This window comes from Xylanibacter ruminicola Ga6B6 (assembly GCF_000687715.1).
Lineage (GTDB): Bacteria > Bacteroidota > Bacteroidia > Bacteroidales > Bacteroidaceae > Prevotella > Prevotella ruminicola_B.
The window spans coordinates 1-18,654 of record NZ_JHXD01000006.1 but is presented as its reverse complement, the minus strand read 5'-3'; the positions used below and the strand labels follow the sequence as shown (position 1 = coordinate 18,654).

Below are 18,654 nucleotides of genomic sequence, written 5' to 3'. Positions count from 1 at the left end.
TACGGCTACGTGTACTAGCAATTTTTTCTACGTGTACTAAAAACCGCAGCATAAAAAAGGAATGGACGACGAGATTAAAGAGATTGAACAGTCGGAACAGCACTCCGACTATAAACCAAGCAACCGCTTTGATGCCGCAGCGGTTCATCATCTTAGCGGCATGTATCAGAACTGGTTTCTGGATTACGCCAGCTACGTAATTCTGGAGCGCGCCGTACCCCATCTGGGCGACGGACTGAAACCCGTACAGCGCAGAATTCTGCACTCTATGAAACGTATGGACGATGGACGCTACAACAAGGTAGCCAACATCGTAGGTCATACCATGCAGTTCCACCCCCACGGCGATGCCTCTATCGGCGACGCCTTAGTGCAGTTGGGACAGAAAGACCTGCTCATCGACACGCAGGGTAACTGGGGAAACATCCTCACGGGTTCATCGGCTGCTGCCCCACGATATATCGAGGCACGCCTTTCTAAGTTCGCCCTCGACACAGTGTTTAATCCCAAGACCACCGAGTGGAAGATGTCGTACGACGGTCGTAACAAGGAGCCAATCACACTCCCTGTCAAATTCCCATTGCTGTTGGCACAGGGTGCCGAGGGTATCGCCGTAGGATTGAGTTCAAAAATCCTGCCACACAACTTCTGCGAAATCTGCGATGCAGCCATCAGCTATCTGCACCAGCAGCCATTTGCACTCTACCCCGACTTCCCCACCAGCGGTAGCATCGATGTTTCGAAATATAACGACGGTCAGCGTGGCGGCGTGGTCAAGGTACGCGCCAAGATCGAGAAGATCGATCAGAAAACGCTGGTCATCCGCGAGATACCATTCTCAAAAACCTCAGAGACCCTGCAGGACTCTATCGTAAAGGCCATCGAAAAAGGAAAAATCAAGGCCCGTAAGGTTGAAGACCTCACAGCAGCCGAGGTTGAGATCCAGGTACACCTGGCACCAGGCGTATCGAGCGATAAGACCATCGACGCCCTCTATGCCTTTACCGACTGCGAGGTAAGCATATCGCCTAACTGCTGCGTGATCGAGGACAACAAGCCACAGTTCCTCACCGTGAGCGATGTGCTGCGTCATTCGGTTGAGCGCACCAAGGACCTGATTCGTCAGGAGCTGGAAATCCGCAAGGGCGAGCTGTTAGAACAGCTGCACTTCCAGAGTCTGGAGCGTATTTTCATCGAGGAGCGTATCTATAAAGACAAGAAATTTGAACAGGCACCGAACGTAGATGCCGTTTGCGAACATATCGACGAGCGACTCACACCTTACTATCCACAGTTTATCCGCGAGGTAACCAAGGACGACATCCTGAAGCTGCTGGAGATAAAAATGCAGCGCATCCTGAAATTCAATAAGGATAAAGCCGACGAGCTCATGGCACGTCTGAAGGCAGAGATTGAGGAGATCGACCGCGACCTGGCCAACCTGGTAGAGGTAACTGCCAACTGGTTCCAGTTCCTGAAGGATAAGTACGGTAAGGACCATCCACGTCTGACCGAGATTCGCAATTTCGACACCATCGACTCAGCCAAGGTGGCCGAAGCCAACCAGAAGTTGTATATCAACCGCAGCGATGGCTTTATCGGCACCGGACTGAAGAAGGACGAGTTTGTATGCAACTGCTCCGACCTCGACGATGTCATCATTTTTTATAAAGATGGTAAATACAAGATTGTACGCGTAGCCGAGAAACTGTTTGTAGGTAAGAACATCCTGTATGTGAACGTATTCAAGAAGAACGACTCACGTACCATCTATAATGCCGTTTATCGCGATGGTAAGAAGGGCGCCTGCTACATCAAGCGTTTTAACGTTACCAGCATGACCCGCGACAAGGAGTACGACCTGACACAGGGCACCGACGGCAGTCGCGTGATGTACTTCACCGCCAACCCCAACGGCGAGGCCGAGGTGATCAAGGTAACACTCGACCCCTCACAGAACATCAAACGTGTGTTCTTAGTCAAAGATTTCTCAGAGATTATGATCAAGGGCCGCGCCTCAAAGGGTAACCTGCTCACCAAGTATCAGGTAACCCGCATCGGACTGAAAAGTCACGGACACTCTACACTGGGTGGTCGCAAGGTGTGGTTCGATCCCGACGTAAACCGTTTGAACTACGACGACCATGGAAAGATGTTAGGCGAGTTCTACGACGACGACCAGATACTGGTTATCCTTTCGAATGGTGACTACTATCTGAGCAACTTTGATTTGAACAACCACTACGAGTCGAACATCCTGCGCATCGAGAAATACGATGCCGACAAGGTTTGGACGGCCGTCCTCTACGATGCCGACAACCAGGGCTATCCTTATCTCAAGCGCTTCCAGATGGATGCCACTAAGAAAAAGCAGAACTGGCTCTCGGAGAATCCATCGTCACAGTTGCTGCTGCTCACCGACACGCCTTATCCCCGTCTGCAGGTAACCTACGGCGGTGCCGATGCCTTCCGTGGCAGCGAGGAGATTGATGCCGAACAGTTCATTGCCGTAAAGGGTTACAAGGCCAAGGGTAAGCGTCTGACCACCTACGCCCTCGAAAGCATCGAGGAGTTGGATCCCCAGCTAGACCCTAGAAATTCTAGCCCAGCTAGTGATACTAGCGATAATAGCCCCTCGGCCGAATCGGCCGAGGAACTAGAGGACCTCGATCCCGATGCCGGAAAAAGCGAGCAGCAGGTACGCGACGAGCTCACCGGCCAGCTAAATCTTTTTGATAATGAAGATTTTAAGTAATATATTGTTTGTTTTGTGCTTTGCTGCAACTGCAGCAAACGCACAGAACAAATCACACATGATAGGCCTTGGCCCAAGCAAAGTTCTCGATACTTATCTAACCCCCGAGAACTTTAGCGGCACGGGCTTTACCTATATGTATATCAAAGAGCAGCGCGACACCACCCGACTCTGGAGCAACACCTATGAGCACGAGGTCGACCTCTCGAACACCCACGACCGTAGCCATAACATCAACGACCTGGAGATTACTTACAACCTCTACTGGGCACGCTACTACAATTTCCGTCCCGTACTCAACGGTCTGAAGCTGCAGGCAGGTGTAGCCGCCAACCTCTGCGCTGGCGCTATCTACAATATGACCAGCAGCAACAACCCCGCCCAGGCCCGTGCGGCACTCAACATCATGCCGAGTGCTACCGCCACGTATGGTTTCCACATCAGTCGCCACCGTTTTACTGCCCGTTACGAACTCAACCTGCCACTGGTAGGCGTGATGTTCAGTCCTAACTACGGACAGAGCTACTACGAAATCTTTTCGCGAGGCAACTACGATCATAACATCGTACCCACCACTTTTGTTTCCGCCCCCACCTTCCGCCAACTCGCCTCGGTGGATTGGCACTGCACTCAAAAATGGGCACTGCGCCTGGCCTACCTCGGCAACTACCAGCAAGCCCAAGTCAACAACCTCAAGCAGCACACCTACACCCACCGTATCCTGCTTGGCATCACCCGCAGCCTATGAAAAAGATAACGCTGTTAATTCTCCTGATTTTTTCCATAACTTCCTGCGTAAAGGAGGAAGAACGCCCCGATACACCCACAGGCAACTTCGAGGCCTTGTGGCATATCATCGATGAGCACTACTGTTTTTTCGACTACAAAGATATTGATTGGAACCAGATTTACCAGACCTATAAGGTACGTGTAAACGACAATATGAACCGCGAGCAGCTGTTCGAGGTGCTCACCGATATGCTCTCCGAACTGCGCGACGGACATGTAAACCTCTACACCGCTTTCGACAATGGGCGTTACTGGAACTGGCATGAGGACTACCCCACCAACTTCAGCGATACCCTGCAGCGTCGTTACTTAGGCACCGACTATCGTATAGCCGGCGGCCTGCGCTACCGCATCCTCGACGATAACATCGGCTATGTATATTATGGCAGCTTTTCAAGTGCTGTGGGCGAAGGTAATCTCGACGAGGTAATACAGCACCTCATGTTCTGCCAGGGCATGATACTCGACATCCGTAGCAATGGCGGCGGCGACCTGACCAATGCCGAGAAACTGGCTGCCCGATTCTGCAACCAGAAAACACTGGTTGGCTACATACAGCATAAAACCGGTAAAGGTCATAACGACTTCTCAGCACAGGAGCCACAGTATATAGAGCCCAGCAGCAACCTACGCTGGCAGAAAAAGGTGGTACTACTCACCAACCGCGGTGTGTTTAGTGCCGCCAATGAGTTTACCACCTACATGAAATGTATGCCACAGGTAACCGTAGTGGGCGACCGTACCGGTGGTGGCAGCGGCCTGCCCTTCACCGCCAGTCTGCCGAATGGTTGGACAGTGCGTTTCTCGGCCTGCCCTACCTACGATGCCAACCACAACCAAACCGAATTCGGTATCGATCCCGACTACAACGTGACGCTAACCGACGAAGATTTTAACAAAGGTAAAGATACTATAATAGAACACGCGCGTACCTTACTTAATAGTAATTAAAAAAAATACGTTAAATCCGTAGGTCAAATAAAAAAAAAGCATTATCTTTGCACCCGCATTTCTATCAAAATGCGAATTGACTTACGTCGATTCTGCGCCTGTGGCGGAATTGGTAGACGCGCTAGACTTAGGATCTAGTGTTTATGACGTGCAGGTTCGAGTCCTGTCAGGCGCACATCACTTAAAATAACATAAAAAGGAGCTATAAATGGAAAAAACTACCATATTGCAGGTATTTCGGCAGAAATTTGCGGTTTTTTGAAAAAAAAACCTAATATTTCTTGCAAGTTTCAATTATATTTCCTACTTTTGTCACCGATTTATATAAATTAACGTACGATATTATTGTTTTATTTATTTGTTTAATTATAATTTTTAAGTTCAATGAAAAAGAAAATTATCAATGGTATTCTGATGGTAGCCCTCGTAGGTGCTACATCAACATCATTCGTTTCTTGTAAGGACACAAGCGAGGATGTAAAGACAGACTTGATGGCACAGGTAAATGCCGTTAAGGCTAACCTCGAGCCACGCGTAGAGCAGGCTGAGAAGGACATCGACGCACTCGAAGGCCGTATGACCACTGCTGAGGGCGACATCAAGACTCTGAAGAGCGACGTTACAAGCCTGAAGAACCGTGTATCTACTCTGGAGCAGGAGAAGGATAGCTTGGCTCAGGTTACAAAGACCATCGAGGGTCAGCTGACTCAGGTTGAGTCAAAGATCAACAAGATTGTTGAGGCTTTGACAAACATGGTTACAAGCGTAACTGTTAATGCTACTTCAAATGGTATTCTTGCAAACTCAAAGGTATTCCCTGGTCTCAACCTGCAGTTCCTGGGTGCAGCTTACGGTCAGGCTACATACGCTGGTGAGTTCCCTTCAACAGAGGCTGACGACTACGTTGCTGGTCACGGTGTTGTTCTCACAGCTAACGATATCGCCGGTGCAAAGAAGACTGAGTGGGGTGCTAACGACTACCTCCCAGTTGAGAAGGCTAACGCTGGTACAATGTACTTCACCCTCAACCCATCTAACATCTCTGACCTCGAGGCTCAGCAGATTGCTCTTTCACTGGTTAACAGCCAGAACGCAGCAAGTTTCGTAGAGATTGGTAAGGCTGAGAAGGATACAACAACTGTTCTCGAGTGGGGTCTGACTCGTGCTGAGTTCCAGCCAACACTGTGGAAGGCTGAGGCTACTATCGACCTCGACGACGCTGAGACACTGAAGAAGGTTATCGATCCTACTCAGATGATCGACTTCAAGACTATCGCCGACAAGGTTAGAACTCTCATTTCTGACGCATATCATTCAGCAAGAACTACTTCAGCTGCTAAGGCTACTGCTAAGGAGGTTCTGAAGGATGGTGCACAGATTGTTGCTACTCTGCTCAAGACCGAGATTCCTTCTATGCCAGCTCTGGCTCTGAAGGCTGAGTGGAACGACACTGTTGGTACACGTAGCGTACTTTCTGACTACTCTCTCGCTGCTACAGCTTACAAGCCTCTCGGCTTCGGTTTCGGTGCTGAGCTGGGTGTTGATGGCCGCACTATCAGCCTCGACAAGATCGACGCTGCTGTTGCTAAGCTCGTTAACAAGGTACAGGATAGACTGAACCGTCTCGATGTTAAGCTGCAGGACGTTAAGGTTAGTGTTGAGTTGACAGATGGTGGTAATCCATATTTGACATTTAAGACAAATGCTTCAGGTAAGATTATTGCTAATACTATAAAAGTAGTTTCTCCAGCAACTGCACCTGCACCTTCTACAACAACAATTATTGTACCTGCTAATATTACAATTGCAGGAACTCTCACAGCAGACAGAGAATACTTTATCGCTCTTGATGCAGCTGACGCTCTCTACACTTCAGTTCCTGTAACAGCTCTGAACGAGATGGTATCTGAGGCTCTGCAGGTTATCAACGACGTTAACTACTATGCAGACCGCGCTAAGAACCTCGAGGCTCGTGCTACAAACTTCCTCGAGAAGTACATCAACAAGGTAATCCTGAAGATTGCTAACGATGGTCTGACACGCGTTCTCGAGCCAGTACTGCTCTATCAGGGTAGCGAGGGTGTTAACCGTCTGGCTCCTGGCGTATCTGTAAAGGCTGGTGCTGAGATTGACCTCATCCCAACAACAATGACTTACGAGCTCTTCGCTCCTGCATACAAGAAGTATGTTGCTGTAATCGGTAAGGATGGTAAGGCTAAGAACCCAGTTGTTCTGACACGTGGCCAGAAAGACTTCAGCAAGGTTACTGTTAAGATCGAGGAGGGTGACCAGGCTATCGTTTACTCAGCTCTCGACTTCAGCGGTAAGCAGATTGCTAAGAAGGTTGCTATCAACGTAGTGAAGTAATTAACATTCGCGAATTTTAAATAATTAGTAAACAGAATATGAAAATGAAGAAAACAATATTGTCTTGCCTGATGCTGTTGGCTGGTATCTCAGCAAATGCACAGGAGCAGAAGGGCACGACTGAATACGTCTTCGAGCCACACTGGTATGTACAGATTCAGCCTCTGGGCGCTCAGTACACACTTGGTGAGGTAAGCTTCGGCGATCTGCTGTCATACAACGTACAGGCTACTGTAGGCCGTCAGTTCTCAAAGCTGTGGGGTGCCCGCTTGGCCGTTAACGCTTGGCAGAGCAAGGCTGGTAGCAAGTTCGACATTGCTAACAAGGAGTATAAGTGGAAGTGGAACTATGTAGCTCCTACAATCGACGCTACATTCAACGTTTCTAACGCACTGTTCGGTTTCAATCCTAACCGTGTATTCAACCTGAGCGCATTCGCTGGTATCGGTGTAAACATCGGTTTCTCTAACACAGAGGCTGCTGATGCTGATAAGGCTATCCGCGCTATGGGTACAATCGTTGGTGCCAACGGTACTACCTACACCACAAACCGTGGTCTGGAGTATCTGTGGGACGGTACAAAGGTTCGCCTCATGGGTCAGTTCGGTCTGATGGGTGACTTCAAGGTTAGCGACAAGGTTAGCATCGGTCTCGAGCTGAGCGCTAACACCCTGAACGACAAGTACAACTCAAAGAAGGCTAAGAACTGGGATTGGTACTTCAACGCCCTCGCTGGTGTGAAGATTGCCCTCGGTAACACCTACTCTACACGTTTCATCCCTGCTCCAGAGCCAGAGATCCGCTACGTAGAGAAGATTGTTGAGAAGATCGTTGAGGTTCCTGCTAAGGCTGAGGAGCCAGAGGCTAAGACAGAGGCTCTCCGTCGCGATATCTTCTTCGCTATCGGTAAGACTGTTATCCGCAAGAGCGAGCAGCAGAAGGTTGACGAGGTAGTTGCTTACCTGAACGCTAACCCTGAGGCTAAGGTTAACGTAACTGGTTACGCTGACGCTGGTACAGGTAACGATCGCATCAACGATCGCCTGGCTGCTGGTCGTGCCGACGTTGTAGTTAAGGCTCTGAAGAAGGCTGGCATCGCTGCAAGCCGCATCAGCTACGACAGCAAGGGTGCTCGTGTTCAGCCATTCGCTGACAACGACAGCAACCGTGTATCTATCGTAATCGCTGAGTAATCACAAGATTACAAAAACAAAAATAGTAAAGCCCGGTCCCACAAAGGGGCTGGGCTTTTTTCAAACCCACAAAAAAAGGATAACCCGATGAAAAGAGTCATTCTAAGTGCATTAGTTTCTATTCTTATGCCAACACTCGCCTCAGCACAGCTGAATGGCGACGGATACTACCGTTTACAGAACTATGGAAGTTCGCGTTATATCACCATTAACGATGATATTATAGGTAAGGTTAATATGTCGAGTACTACAGCCGACCTTAATAACATCATTACTTGGCGCGGTTTCGATTATGTAAAGAGTAACCCTGCTTCAATAATATATGTAGAGGCTGTAGGATCTAAGTATAATCTAAAAGCACAAGGAACAAGCATCTATCAGATAGCTGGTGGAAAAACATATCTCGATATAACTTCAAAGGGAAACGATAACTACGTATTATCAGTAACATATAGTGGTGCTACCGTTCGACTTTACGACAATACAAAGTCGGCTGATAAAGGCTATGTAATGCAATCTGGTAGCAACTCTGACTATTCATATTGGAAATTCCTGCCCATCAATACAAGCGACAACTACTTAGGCCTGCAGCCCACAGTACAAGCTTCCGACGGATATTACGGTACACTTTATGCCGACTATGCATTCAAGAAGGTATCCGACGGTATAAAGATATACTATATTGATGGAGAACAGGAAGGCATGTGCCGACTGAACGAAATTACTAACGACGTAATTCCTGCCGCTACACCTATTATATTTAGATGCAGCAGTAACGATCCTGCACAAAACATGATTATGCCTGTTGCCGATAACTCAAGTTCAATATCAGGCAATTATCTGCTTGGTACATACTTCGCTTCTACAACCTCTAAACATGAGGAATATATAGCATACGATGCCACTACAATGAGAGTATTAGGCGTAAACGATGCCAACCAGATAATATTCACTACAGCCAAGAGCTCTGATTTGGCAAACGATGGTCAGCATATTCCAATGAACACCTGCTACCTGAGAGTAATCAACGGCTATACTGGCGACTTCCGACTGGTAAACTACGAGGAATATGCAGGTATTGAGGACATCAATGCCGACAAAGAAATAGGCACCAGCAAACAAGGAACTTTCAGTTTATCGGGCGTCAGAATTAACGATTCTCGGCAGTTGAAACCCGGTATTTATATCCAGAACGGAAAGAAAATGGTGATAAAGTAGTCCTCCGGGATTACTTTTCTTAATTTATGTTAATATTTCTTCGTTTTTGAGTAACTTTCAATAAAAATCCCTATATTTGCAGTATCAATAACGTAAAATAGAATAACCATCAAGGGAACGAAATGGTAAAACTCTAAAAGGTACGAATTGAAATAAATAATTTACATTCATTTTTATTAACTTAAAACAAAAGATTTATGAAAAAGAACTATTTCAAGAATCTGATGCAGGTTTCGCTCCTGCTCGGTGCAGCTTTCGTTATTTCAAGCTGTGATGACGTGATTGGCCAGGAGGATAATCCTGTTGCATCTTACGTTCAGTGGAAGACTGATCCAGGTGCTGAGGTAACTATGAAGATTGGCGATAAGAAAATCATTGCTACTGCAACTGCCGTAAGTTCAGCAATTATTGCTTACGAGTCTGACAACACAGAAGTTGCAACCGTTGATCCTGTTACTGGTGAAGTTGAAGCTATAGCTGAAGGTGAAGCCAACATCAGCGCAGTTATCTCTGGTATGAGCACAAACGGTAGAAGCGTATTCGAGCCAACCAAGCTTACCTATAAGGTCATTGTAATGGATGCCAATGTAAAACTTAAGAGTAACATTGAATCTTATGTAGAGTACACTGTCAATAATGGTTCTACCTTCGAAGCAAGTGAATTCTTTGTTCCATATCCAGCAGAAGGATGCGAAATACAATATAGCCTCTGGGAAGATGATGGTAATGGCGGCTACAACCCCTATACAGGTAACAGCACTATCGATATGGCAACTGGTAAATTTACTGTTGGCAGCGACAAGGGTACTGTTTATATCCATGCTAAGGTTAACAACATCCCTGATGGTTACGAAAAGAAGGCAGCAGACGAAGACAATTGGACTGCTATGGTTAAGGTTGACATCAAGGAGTCTATTGCTTACATGAACGAAGAAGGCAAGCGCGAGATCCTGACTGCTGATAAGTATAAGGAATTAGACCTTAATGCAACAAGCGCAGTTGAGGCTGGTACATATTACGTAAAGAATGGTGTTTATGACGGCAGTAAAACAATAGATATTAAGGGAGATGTGACACTTATCTTTAAGAACGGTTGGGGTTCATCATTACAGAATCTTGATGATAAGACAGATAACGCTACACTTAATATCTTCGGTGAAGCAATTCCTGGAGCAACAGCTGGTACATATGAAGCCTGGAATCCTAATATCAATATTAATACATGGAATAATGTTGCAAATTGCATAACAAACTTCAAGGAGATTAACATTTATGCAGGAACACTCACTACGTATGGAGGAATTGTCGTAAAGGACGTTAACGTTTATGCAGGTGCATTAAATGCTTATTCAACTGGGACCAGCAAGTACGCTATGAAACTTAGCGGAAAACTTACAGTGAATGGTGGTTTAGTACTTGCCCAAGGTCAAGGCTCTGACACTGAGACAAGTTTCGCAGTTATCGGTGATGTTGTTCTTAACAAGGGTTCATTCCAAGCTTATAACGACGACTACAGAGCTGTTAAGGGTAGTCTGACTGCAGCTACAGGTTTCCAGTTCCTGCAGGGCGATACCAGCGACAAGACAAAAGCAACTGCAATTGAAGGCACTACTTCAAACAGCAAGTACATTTGGGGCCAGGCTGTTCCTAAGAAGTAATCTAAACAACAGGAATCTAATTCCTAAGATTATTAATAACTAATCAACTCCCCGCTGCTTCCACACACAGCGGGGAGTTATTTTTGAAAAGTACTTAGGAAACAATTGCAAAGTACTTAGATTGCAATTGAAAAGTACTTAGAGAAAAATAGACTTAGAAAATAGTCTTAGTGAAACGCACTTGGAGTACAGGATAAACCTTAATACCACCCAAGAAATCTACCCAATCGCCTACTTTACCAGAGATATTCTCAACATCCTTTGTAAGGTTAGTACCATCACTCCAAAGCCCGCAGCTGAGTAAAGCAACAACAGATTCAAATAAAAGAATCTAACATAATGCAATCAGGGCAGCCCCTCCATAGGCCGCCCTGATTTTTTATACAATCTCGTATTCTGGGTGGTGCAGGTGCAGCAGGTGGAGTATTTCTATACGAACGCGAAAATAAATACCTAAATTCAGAAATACTCAGATGGTATATTTAGGGATTTATTTTTTATAATCCATAAAAAAGCACCACCTGCTGCACCTGCACCACCCAACGTTTACCCTAACACTACACCCGCTCTACTATCATAGTAAAGCGGGTGTAGTGTTATAGTATTTAGAGAAAAATAGACTTAGAAAATAGTCTTGGTAAAACGCACCTGGAGTACGGGATAAACCTTGATACCACCCAAGAAATCTACCCAATCGCCTACTTTACCAGTGATATTCTCAACATCCTTAGTAAGGTTAGTGCCATCGTGGGTTATCAAGCTTGGCGTGCCACCCCAGAACATCATACCGGCATCGAAAGAAACCTGCCAATCGTCGCGGCTTTTCATCAGCTTACCACCATAACCAAAGCCTAAGTAAGGCTTAAAACTATTGCTCTTGGCACGAACCTTAACCATACCGCTCTCTGCATCAGCCTCCATCACATAAGGTTCGCCATCTTCTTTCTTGTCACCTACATGGAAGCCCATACGGCCGTAGTTCAGAATCTTCTGACGGTAAGCCTCGTTCAGAAAGATGTTCATACCAGGATTATTAGGATCGTCCTCGTCGCCTTCTATCTGGATGATTGGCTCGTCCTTCACACACTTCTCGTAAATCTGATTATACATACTTACAGCCAGCAGTGAAGTCATGGCAGTGGTAGAGTTCTCGGCATAGGCAAACTGTGAGGGGCCCCAATAGAAACCACCAGTTACGTGCCAGTGCTTATTCTTGAAGGGGAACACATCCACCAGGAACTTAAAGTTGTTGACAGTGGGCTTACCAACCATCTCAACCTCGTCCTCAACAGTAAAACCAGTGAGTTCGTGCAGCATCTTTGAAAGACGGTCGAAAGTGGTCTCTACACGATTACCATTGGCATCGTAAGCCACAGCAGGCTTACCACCAACCTCTACAGGGAAGTAGATGCTCTTTTTAAAGCGAGGCATATACTCGTAACCCATACGCATCTGTACGTTCTCGTGAACACGAGAAGCCACATCGATACCGATACCAGTGGTACCTGCGGTTACAGATACATCGAGATTCTGGAAAACACCGTTGTCCTTCATCCAATCGGTAACAGAAGAGAGCGTGAACTTCTTACTTTCGGTAGCAAACACGTTCTTCTTGCTGCTGCCATCGGTGTTGCCCTGGGCATAAGCCAGGTTAACAGTCAAAGCAGCGGCTATTGCTAAAACAATCTTTTTCATTTCTTACTTTTATATTTTAGTTATTCTTAAGTTACTTCATCATCCAGCGGCCATCGCGTTCTACCATCGGCACTACCACCTCTTCGGTGGTGCTATCGCCGTAGCAGAGCATCAGCAGCACATTGGTATAACCAGCCAGACTGTCGGTATAAGCACGCGATACAGATACCTCTTGTATGCCTTTTCGGGCTTCCATCTGCTGAGCAAAGAACTGCTTATAGCCCTCGATCAGTTGCGAGCGATAATCGGCAGGCAGCGAATCGGCCATAAAACGGCCCTCAACAAACTGCTCGTACTCTCCCTGAACTAAATGAGTATAGTAGCCTTTAGCAGCCAAAGCCGCTTGTTCTTCGCGACTCACACCGGTGCTACAGGCTACTACTATAACTATCAATATAAGATAGACGAGCTTACGCATTACTTCTGGCGGATAAACACATTAATGGGACTACCAGTAAGCTCCCAGTTCTCACGAATCTTATTCTCCAGGAAGCGCTTGTAAGGCTCCTTCACGTACTGTGGCAGATTAGCATAGAACACAAAGGTAGGAATCTGCGTGTCGGGCACCTGAGCCACATACTTAATCTTAATGTACTTACCCTTAACCGATGGTGGTGGGAAGGCCTCGATAAGGGGCAGCATCACCTCGTTAAGCTTCGAGGTACCAATCTTTGCCTTACGGTTCAGATAAACCTGCTTGGCAGTCTCGAGCACCTTATAGATACGCTGCTTGGTAAGGGCCGAAGCGAAGATGATGGGGAAGTCGACAAACGGAGCCATACGCTTACGGATGGCATTCTCGAAGGTCTTGATAACCTCCTGCGACTTATCCTCAACCAAATCCCACTTGTTAACTACTACAACCAGCGACTTATTATTCTTCTGAATGAGCTGGAAGATGTTCATATCCTGCGCCTCGATACCACGGGTGGCGTCGAGCATCAGCACACACACATCGCTATTCTCGATGGCACGGATAGAGCGCATCACCGAATAGAACTCCAGATCCTCGGTTACCTTATTCTTACGACGGATACCTGCAGTATCTACCAGATAGAAGTCGAAACCGAACTTATCGTAACGGGTATAGATACTATCGCGGGTGGTACCAGCGATATCGGTTACAATGTTACGATCCTCACCGATAAAGGCATTGATAATGCTCGACTTACCGGCATTAGGACGACCTACCACCGCAAAACGGGGGATACCATCCTCGAGCTCGTCCTTGGGCTTCTCGGGCAATATCTCAAGTACCTTGTCGAGCAGATCCCCTGTACCGCTACCAGTAGCAGCAGAGATAGGATACGGATCGCCAAGACCCAGCTTATAGAACTCGTACTGGTCGTACAGGTCCTTACCATCGTCGGCTTTGTTAGCCACCAGGATTACGGGCAGTTTGGCACGGCGCAGAATCTGCGCTACGTCCATATCCCAACCAGTGACACCATTATTAATATCGCAGAGGAAGAGTACGAGATCGGCCTCTTCGGTGGCAATAATCACCTGCTTGCGGATCTCCTCTTCGAATACATCGTCGCTGTTGACGACCCAGCCGCCGGTATCGACAACCGAGAACTCGCGACCGTTCCATTCGCACTTGCCATACTGGCGGTCGCGAGTGGTACCAGCCTCGTCGCTGACAATCGCATGGCGCGTTTTTGTCAGTCGATTGAACAGTGTAGACTTACCCACATTAGGGCGTCCTACGATTGCTACTAAATTTCCCATAATTATTCTGGATTATAACCAAAATGGTTCAATTCTTTTTCTGATGAACGCCAGTCCTTATCTACCTTCACGAAAATCTCGAGGAAGATGGGCTTGGCGAAGAACTTCTCGAGCGATTTGCGGGCCTCGGTGCTCACCTTTTTGAGGGCAACGCCCTGGTGACCGATGATAATACCCTTCTGCGAGTCGCGCTCCACATAAATGATGGCATTGATGTGGATGTGCTTGTCGTCCTCCTTGAATCGCTCTACAGCTACCTCTACACTGTAAGGTATCTCCTTATCGTAGTAGAGGAGTATCTTTTCGCGGATAATCTCCGACACGAAGAATCGTGCGGGCTTATCGGTTAACTGATCTTTATCGAAATAAGCGGGGCTCTCGGGCAGGAGCTCCTGGATACGCTTCAGCAACATATCCACACCGAACTTATTCTTAGCCGAAATAGGCAGGATCTCTGCCTTAGGCAGCAGGGCATGCCAGCGCTCAACAATCGCTGCTAAACTAGCCTGGCTGGCATCGCCAGCCAGTTCATCAATCTTGTTGATGAGCAGGATGATGGGCGTATCCATCTTTTGCACCTTCTCCAGGAAGTCCATATTCTTTTCGGGGTTCTCTACCACGTCGGTCACGTAGAGCAGCACATCCGCATCCTGGAGGGCCGACTCAGAGAACGCCAACATTGACTCCTGTAGTTTGTAATTTGGCTTGAGCACACCTGGGGTATCCGAGAATACAATCTGCATCTCGGGTGTATTCACGATACCCATGATACGATGACGGGTGGTCTGGGCCTTAAATGTGGCAATAGAAATACGCTCACCAACCAGCTGGTTCATGAGCGTACTTTTGCCTACGTTGGGATTTCCAACAATATTTACGAATCCTGCTTTATGCATTAATTCTCAATTGTCCATTATCCTTTGTCAATTTACTTGCTGCCATCATAGGCCCACTTGTAATAAGAAGCTCCGTGAACGAATCCAGCACCAAAGGCGGTGAGGATCAGGTTGTCGCCCTTCTTCAACTTATTCTCGTATTCCCAGATAGCCAGCGGTATCGTAGCGGCACTCGTATTTCCGTAGCGTTCGATGTTTACCATCACCTGCTCCATTGGCAACTCCAGGCGCTTGGCCACTGCCTCGATGATACGCATGTTAGCCTGATGAGGAACCACCCACTGGATGTTGTCCTTGTTCAGACCGTTGCGCTCGGCGATGATGGCGCAGTCGTTGCTCATGTTCGTCACTGCATAACGGAACACAGTGCGACCCTCCTGATAGAGGTAGTGCAGACGATGATCAACAGTGAAATGCGACGGTGGGCAGACAGAACCTCCAGCCTTCAGGTGCAGGAACGGAAGTCCCTTACCATCTGTGCGGAAATAAGAGTCCATCACACCGATATTCTGTTCCTCGGTAGCCTCGAGCAGAACGGCAGCTGCACCATCTCCGAAGAGAGGACAGGTCTGACGATCCTTATAGTCAACAACCGACGACATCTTATCGGCACCGATCACGATGATTTTCTTGTAGCGTCCGCTCTGAATCATCGTAGCTGCCACGTCGAGTGTATAGAGGAATCCACAGCAAGCGCCCCAGAAGTCGAATGCAAAAGCATTCTTCAATCCGAGTTTGCCTAATACGATAGAGGCTGTGGAAGGGAACTTATAATCAGCTGTAGAGGTGGTTACGATGAGGGCATCGATAGAGTCGGGATCGACTCCGGTCTTCTGCATCAGCTGCTTGGCTGCCTTACGAGCCATGTAGCTGGTGCCGAGACCCTCCTCCGTAAGTATGTGACGCTCCTTGATACCAACGCGCGTCATAATCCACTCATCGTTGGTGTCGACCATACGTGACAACTCATCGTTGTTCAGAATATAGTCGGGCACATAACCGCCTACACCAGTGATTATCGCATTGATTCTATCCATTACTCAGCTACGCTTTCCTCAATCTTGATAGCTACCTTACCACGATAGTAACCGCAAGTGGGGCATACAGTGTGATAAACATAATATGCACCACAGTTAGGACATACTGCCAGTGTGGGAGCTACTGCCTTGTCATGAGTACGACGCTTGAGTGTACGAGTCTTTGACTGTCTTCTTTTAGGATGTGCCATAATTCTATAAATTTTTTAATTGTTACATTTTTAAATTCTTCAATTTTTCCCAGCGGGGGTCGATGGGCTGGTCGGACTCCTCATCGCTGCTTCGGTCAGCTGACAGCTCTTCCAGAGCTTTCGTCATGGCAGGGTTGCACTTGCCAGGTGCATGCACATGCCTGATGGGTATTACCAACGCAACAAACTCATAGATGATCCACGAGGTGTCGAGTATTCCTTCGTCCTCAGGCACTACGATGATATCATCTTCCTCTGAGTATTCGCTTCCGAGCTTGACTATCAAACGGTTGTCGGTTTCTACCGGCTGTTCCATATCGTCTAAGCATCGGTCGCACTGTACAATAACGGTGCCTTCGGTATGGAACAGGAGTTCGAAAAAGCCGGTTGCCTTGCGTATAGACACCGACACGTGCAAAGAGCCCCTCTTCACTTCAGCACCATCCAAAGCCTCGAAGTAAGTATCGTTCAAGTCGAAAGCCAAGGATGTTTCCTCGCTTACCAAACTCTTCAGATCTATCTTCAACGACTCCAGACTATTCATTATTATACACTTTTAAACGCAATAATGCGCTATACGGGCTGCAAAGTTACAACTTTTTTTTCAATGAAAGCACGCTTATTTTATTTTTTTATCATTTTAGTGCAAATTACTTAGTTATCAGGCCCTTATATTACACAAATCGAGGGTTATTTGTGCAATTCTACGCGAAAAGTGGTGCCTTTTCCGACTTCGGATGACTTCACAAAAATCTTACCTTTATGATAGTCCTCAACAATACGTCGCGCCAAAGAAAGACCTAATCCCCAACCACGCTGCTTGGTGGTAAAGCCAGGGGTAAAAACATGGTTGATATCCTTTTTACGGATACCCTTACCTGTATCAGAAACTTCGATAGCCACACGATGGTCATCATCTATCAACTGGATAGCAATTTTTCCGGCACCTTCCATCGCATCAACTGCATTCTTACAGAGGTTCTCAATCACCCATTCAAAAAGCGAAGCATTCATATTAACAATCACGTCGTGATCTGGCAGTTGGGTAGAAATCTCAACTTTATTTGAAGTACGCCTACGCATATAATCTACCACATGTACAATCACCTCGTTCATCGAGCTAGGTGTTGGTTCTGGCAATGAGCCTATCTTCGAAAAACGTTCGGCAATACGCTCCAATCTCTTTACGTCTTTATCCATCTCTGGTATCAGGTCATCATCAGGATGATTCTCTTTCAATATTTCGACCCATGCCATCAAACTAGAGATAGGCGTTCCTAACTGATGAGCTGTTTCTTTTGACAGGCCAACCCAAACTTTATTCTGTTCGGCCTTTTTGGAAGATAGTAGGGCAAAGATGGCAACCACTACAAAAATCATCACCACGCCCAGCTGCCAATAGGGATATTGTGACAACCGCTTAAGCAAAACCGACTCATCGTAACACACAACCTGGGTACCAACTACAATCGTATCACCCGCCTTCAGCATACGTTGGGCTATCTGATCCAGATGCAACGTATCATCGATATTACGATAATCATCAATCTCTCCTTTATCGTTCAACACAACCACAGGGATTGTAGTGTTACCTTGCATCACGTCGAGTACTAAAGAAAGATCGGTATTCTCATCAGCATGGTTCAAGGCATGGAGTGCCTGTGCCCAGACTTCCATCTTCTTACGCTCTTCGTTAGAGAGGTCTTTTACCAAGAAATGTGATACCAATAAAGAGGTAACAGCTATTACCACAGCTGCTATTACCAGAAGTATTTTGGTTTGTCTAATTCTGTCTGTCCATTGCATACATATATATAAACGAAAAAGCCCCGAGAATATTGTATTCTCGAGGCTCTTCTTTAAAAAAGACGGCGGCTTCCTACTCTCCCGCATTGCATTGCAGTACCATCGGCGCAGGTGGGCTTAACTTCTCTGTTCGGAATGGGAAGAGGTGGGACCCCACTGCAATAACCACCTAATATAGGTTATTGACATTGTCGACACAAGAAACGTAGCAAAGCTTGCTTTAGCTACTTGATTACATCTGATAATATCAGCATGAAGCGAAAGATCTCGGGCAATTAGTAGTGCTCGGCTTTGACGTCACCGTCTTTACACCTGCACCCTATCAACGTCATCGTCTATGACGACCCTCAATGGAGTCCTCATCTTG

Annotated in this window: 15 protein-coding genes, 1 tRNA gene and 2 rRNA genes; 8 read left to right on the top strand and 10 right to left on the bottom strand. The window is 46.9% G+C overall.

From position 1 onward, the window contains the following. Positions 1-61 precede the first annotated feature (61 nt). From T500_RS0105415 to T500_RS0105380, 8 genes are all read left to right on the top strand, one after another. Positions 62-2,755: a DNA gyrase/topoisomerase IV subunit A gene (locus tag T500_RS0105415; RefSeq protein WP_028907268.1), complete on the top strand. Its 2,694-nt coding sequence runs from the start codon at positions 62-64 to the stop codon at positions 2,753-2,755. Next, entirely contained in the window at positions 2,739-3,503 is a 765-nt protein-coding gene (locus T500_RS0105410) for a DUF3316 domain-containing protein (protein WP_036908580.1), read from the top strand. Before T500_RS0105415 ends, T500_RS0105410 begins: the two co-directional genes overlap by 17 nt. Continuing rightward, positions 3,500-4,495 carry a S41 family peptidase gene (locus T500_RS0105405; protein ID WP_028907266.1) on the top strand — a complete coding sequence of 332 codons (996 nt, stop codon included), beginning with the start codon at positions 3,500-3,502 and terminating at the stop codon, positions 4,493-4,495. Before T500_RS0105410 ends, T500_RS0105405 begins: the two co-directional genes overlap by 4 nt. Before the next feature lie 94 nt (positions 4,496-4,589). Further along, a tRNA-Leu gene (locus T500_RS0105400) sits at positions 4,590-4,670 on the top strand. A gap of 209 nt (positions 4,671-4,879) precedes the next feature. After that, on the top strand, positions 4,880-6,862 hold the full coding sequence (locus tag T500_RS0105395; protein ID WP_028907265.1) for a hypothetical protein: 1,983 nt from the start codon (positions 4,880-4,882) through the stop codon (positions 6,860-6,862). A gap of 44 nt (positions 6,863-6,906) precedes the next feature. Further along, a complete protein-coding gene (locus T500_RS0105390; protein WP_316930773.1) occupies positions 6,907-8,055 on the top strand; it encodes an OmpA family protein in 1,149 nt (382 codons plus the stop codon). A gap of 87 nt (positions 8,056-8,142) precedes the next feature. Further along, on the top strand, positions 8,143-9,273 hold the full coding sequence (locus tag T500_RS0105385; RefSeq protein WP_196243474.1) for a hypothetical protein: 1,131 nt from the start codon (positions 8,143-8,145) through the stop codon (positions 9,271-9,273). 197 nt (positions 9,274-9,470) lie between these two features. Beyond that, a complete protein-coding gene (locus T500_RS0105380) occupies positions 9,471-10,931 on the top strand; it encodes an Ig-like domain-containing protein (RefSeq protein WP_028907262.1) in 1,461 nt (486 codons plus the stop codon). A gap of 621 nt (positions 10,932-11,552) precedes the next feature. Here T500_RS0105380 and T500_RS0105375 read toward each other — a convergent pair. The 10 genes from T500_RS0105375 to T500_RS0105330 form a co-directional block, all read right to left on the bottom strand. Further along, entirely contained in the window at positions 11,553-12,626 is a 1,074-nt protein-coding gene (locus T500_RS0105375) for a hypothetical protein (protein WP_155267447.1), read from the bottom strand. Positions 12,627-12,657: 31 nt separating this feature from the next. Beyond that, positions 12,658-13,044 carry a hypothetical protein gene (locus tag T500_RS0105370; protein WP_028907260.1) on the bottom strand — a complete coding sequence of 129 codons (387 nt, stop codon included), beginning with the start codon at positions 13,042-13,044 and terminating at the stop codon, positions 12,658-12,660. Continuing rightward, on the bottom strand, positions 13,044-14,357 hold the full coding sequence (der, locus tag T500_RS0105365; protein ID WP_028907259.1) for a ribosome biogenesis GTPase Der: 1,314 nt from the start codon (positions 14,355-14,357) through the stop codon (positions 13,044-13,046). The genes T500_RS0105370 and der overlap by 1 nt, the downstream gene beginning before the upstream one ends. A 2-nt stretch (positions 14,358-14,359) precedes the next feature. Next, on the bottom strand, positions 14,360-15,253 hold the full coding sequence (era, locus tag T500_RS0105360; protein ID WP_028907258.1) for a GTPase Era: 894 nt from the start codon (positions 15,251-15,253) through the stop codon (positions 14,360-14,362). A gap of 32 nt (positions 15,254-15,285) precedes the next feature. Then, the gene (locus T500_RS0105355) at positions 15,286-16,290 is read right to left on the bottom strand and encodes a beta-ketoacyl-ACP synthase III (protein ID WP_028907257.1); all 1,005 of its coding nucleotides are present in this window, start codon (positions 16,288-16,290) and stop codon (positions 15,286-15,288) included. Continuing rightward, the gene (rpmF, locus tag T500_RS0105350; protein ID WP_013063689.1) at positions 16,290-16,481 is read right to left on the bottom strand and encodes a 50S ribosomal protein L32; all 192 of its coding nucleotides are present in this window, start codon (positions 16,479-16,481) and stop codon (positions 16,290-16,292) included. The genes T500_RS0105355 and rpmF overlap by 1 nt, the downstream gene beginning before the upstream one ends. A 22-nt stretch (positions 16,482-16,503) precedes the next feature. Beyond that, the gene (locus T500_RS0105345) at positions 16,504-17,025 is read right to left on the bottom strand and encodes a YceD family protein (protein WP_028907256.1); all 522 of its coding nucleotides are present in this window, start codon (positions 17,023-17,025) and stop codon (positions 16,504-16,506) included. A gap of 146 nt (positions 17,026-17,171) precedes the next feature. Beyond that, positions 17,172-18,287, bottom strand: a complete 1,116-nt coding sequence (locus T500_RS0105340) for a sensor histidine kinase (protein WP_028907255.1) — start codon at positions 18,285-18,287, stop codon at positions 17,172-17,174. A gap of 60 nt (positions 18,288-18,347) precedes the next feature. Further along, a 5S ribosomal RNA gene (gene rrf / locus T500_RS0105335) occupies positions 18,348-18,460 on the bottom strand. Positions 18,461-18,541: 81 nt separating this feature from the next. Beyond that, positions 18,542-18,654: ribosomal RNA gene (locus tag T500_RS0105330) — 23S ribosomal RNA — on the bottom strand; the annotation flags it as partial.

Coding starts and splice junctions, on each gene's coding strand:
- T500_RS0105415 (WP_028907268.1), top strand. CDS start 62: ATGGACGACGAGATTAAAGAGATTGAACAGTCGGAACAGCACTCCGAC.
- T500_RS0105410 (WP_036908580.1), top strand. CDS start 2,739: ATGAAGATTTTAAGTAATATATTGTTTGTTTTGTGCTTTGCTGCAACT.
- T500_RS0105405 (WP_028907266.1), top strand. CDS start 3,500: ATGAAAAAGATAACGCTGTTAATTCTCCTGATTTTTTCCATAACTTCC.
- T500_RS0105395 (WP_028907265.1), top strand. CDS start 4,880: ATGAAAAAGAAAATTATCAATGGTATTCTGATGGTAGCCCTCGTAGGT.
- T500_RS0105390 (WP_316930773.1), top strand. CDS start 6,907: ATGAAGAAAACAATATTGTCTTGCCTGATGCTGTTGGCTGGTATCTCA.
- T500_RS0105385 (WP_196243474.1), top strand. CDS start 8,143: ATGAAAAGAGTCATTCTAAGTGCATTAGTTTCTATTCTTATGCCAACA.
- T500_RS0105380 (WP_028907262.1), top strand. CDS start 9,471: ATGAAAAAGAACTATTTCAAGAATCTGATGCAGGTTTCGCTCCTGCTC.
- T500_RS0105375 (WP_155267447.1), bottom strand. CDS start 12,626: ATGAAAAAGATTGTTTTAGCAATAGCCGCTGCTTTGACTGTTAACCTG.
- T500_RS0105370 (WP_028907260.1), bottom strand. CDS start 13,044: ATGCGTAAGCTCGTCTATCTTATATTGATAGTTATAGTAGTAGCCTGT.
- der (WP_028907259.1), bottom strand. CDS start 14,357: ATGGGAAATTTAGTAGCAATCGTAGGACGCCCTAATGTGGGTAAGTCT.
- era (WP_028907258.1), bottom strand. CDS start 15,253: ATGCATAAAGCAGGATTCGTAAATATTGTTGGAAATCCCAACGTAGGC.
- T500_RS0105355 (WP_028907257.1), bottom strand. CDS start 16,290: ATGGATAGAATCAATGCGATAATCACTGGTGTAGGCGGTTATGTGCCC.
- rpmF (WP_013063689.1), bottom strand. CDS start 16,481: ATGGCACATCCTAAAAGAAGACAGTCAAAGACTCGTACACTCAAGCGT.
- T500_RS0105345 (WP_028907256.1), bottom strand. CDS start 17,025: ATGAATAGTCTGGAGTCGTTGAAGATAGATCTGAAGAGTTTGGTAAGC.
- T500_RS0105340 (WP_028907255.1), bottom strand. CDS start 18,287: ATGCAATGGACAGACAGAATTAGACAAACCAAAATACTTCTGGTAATA.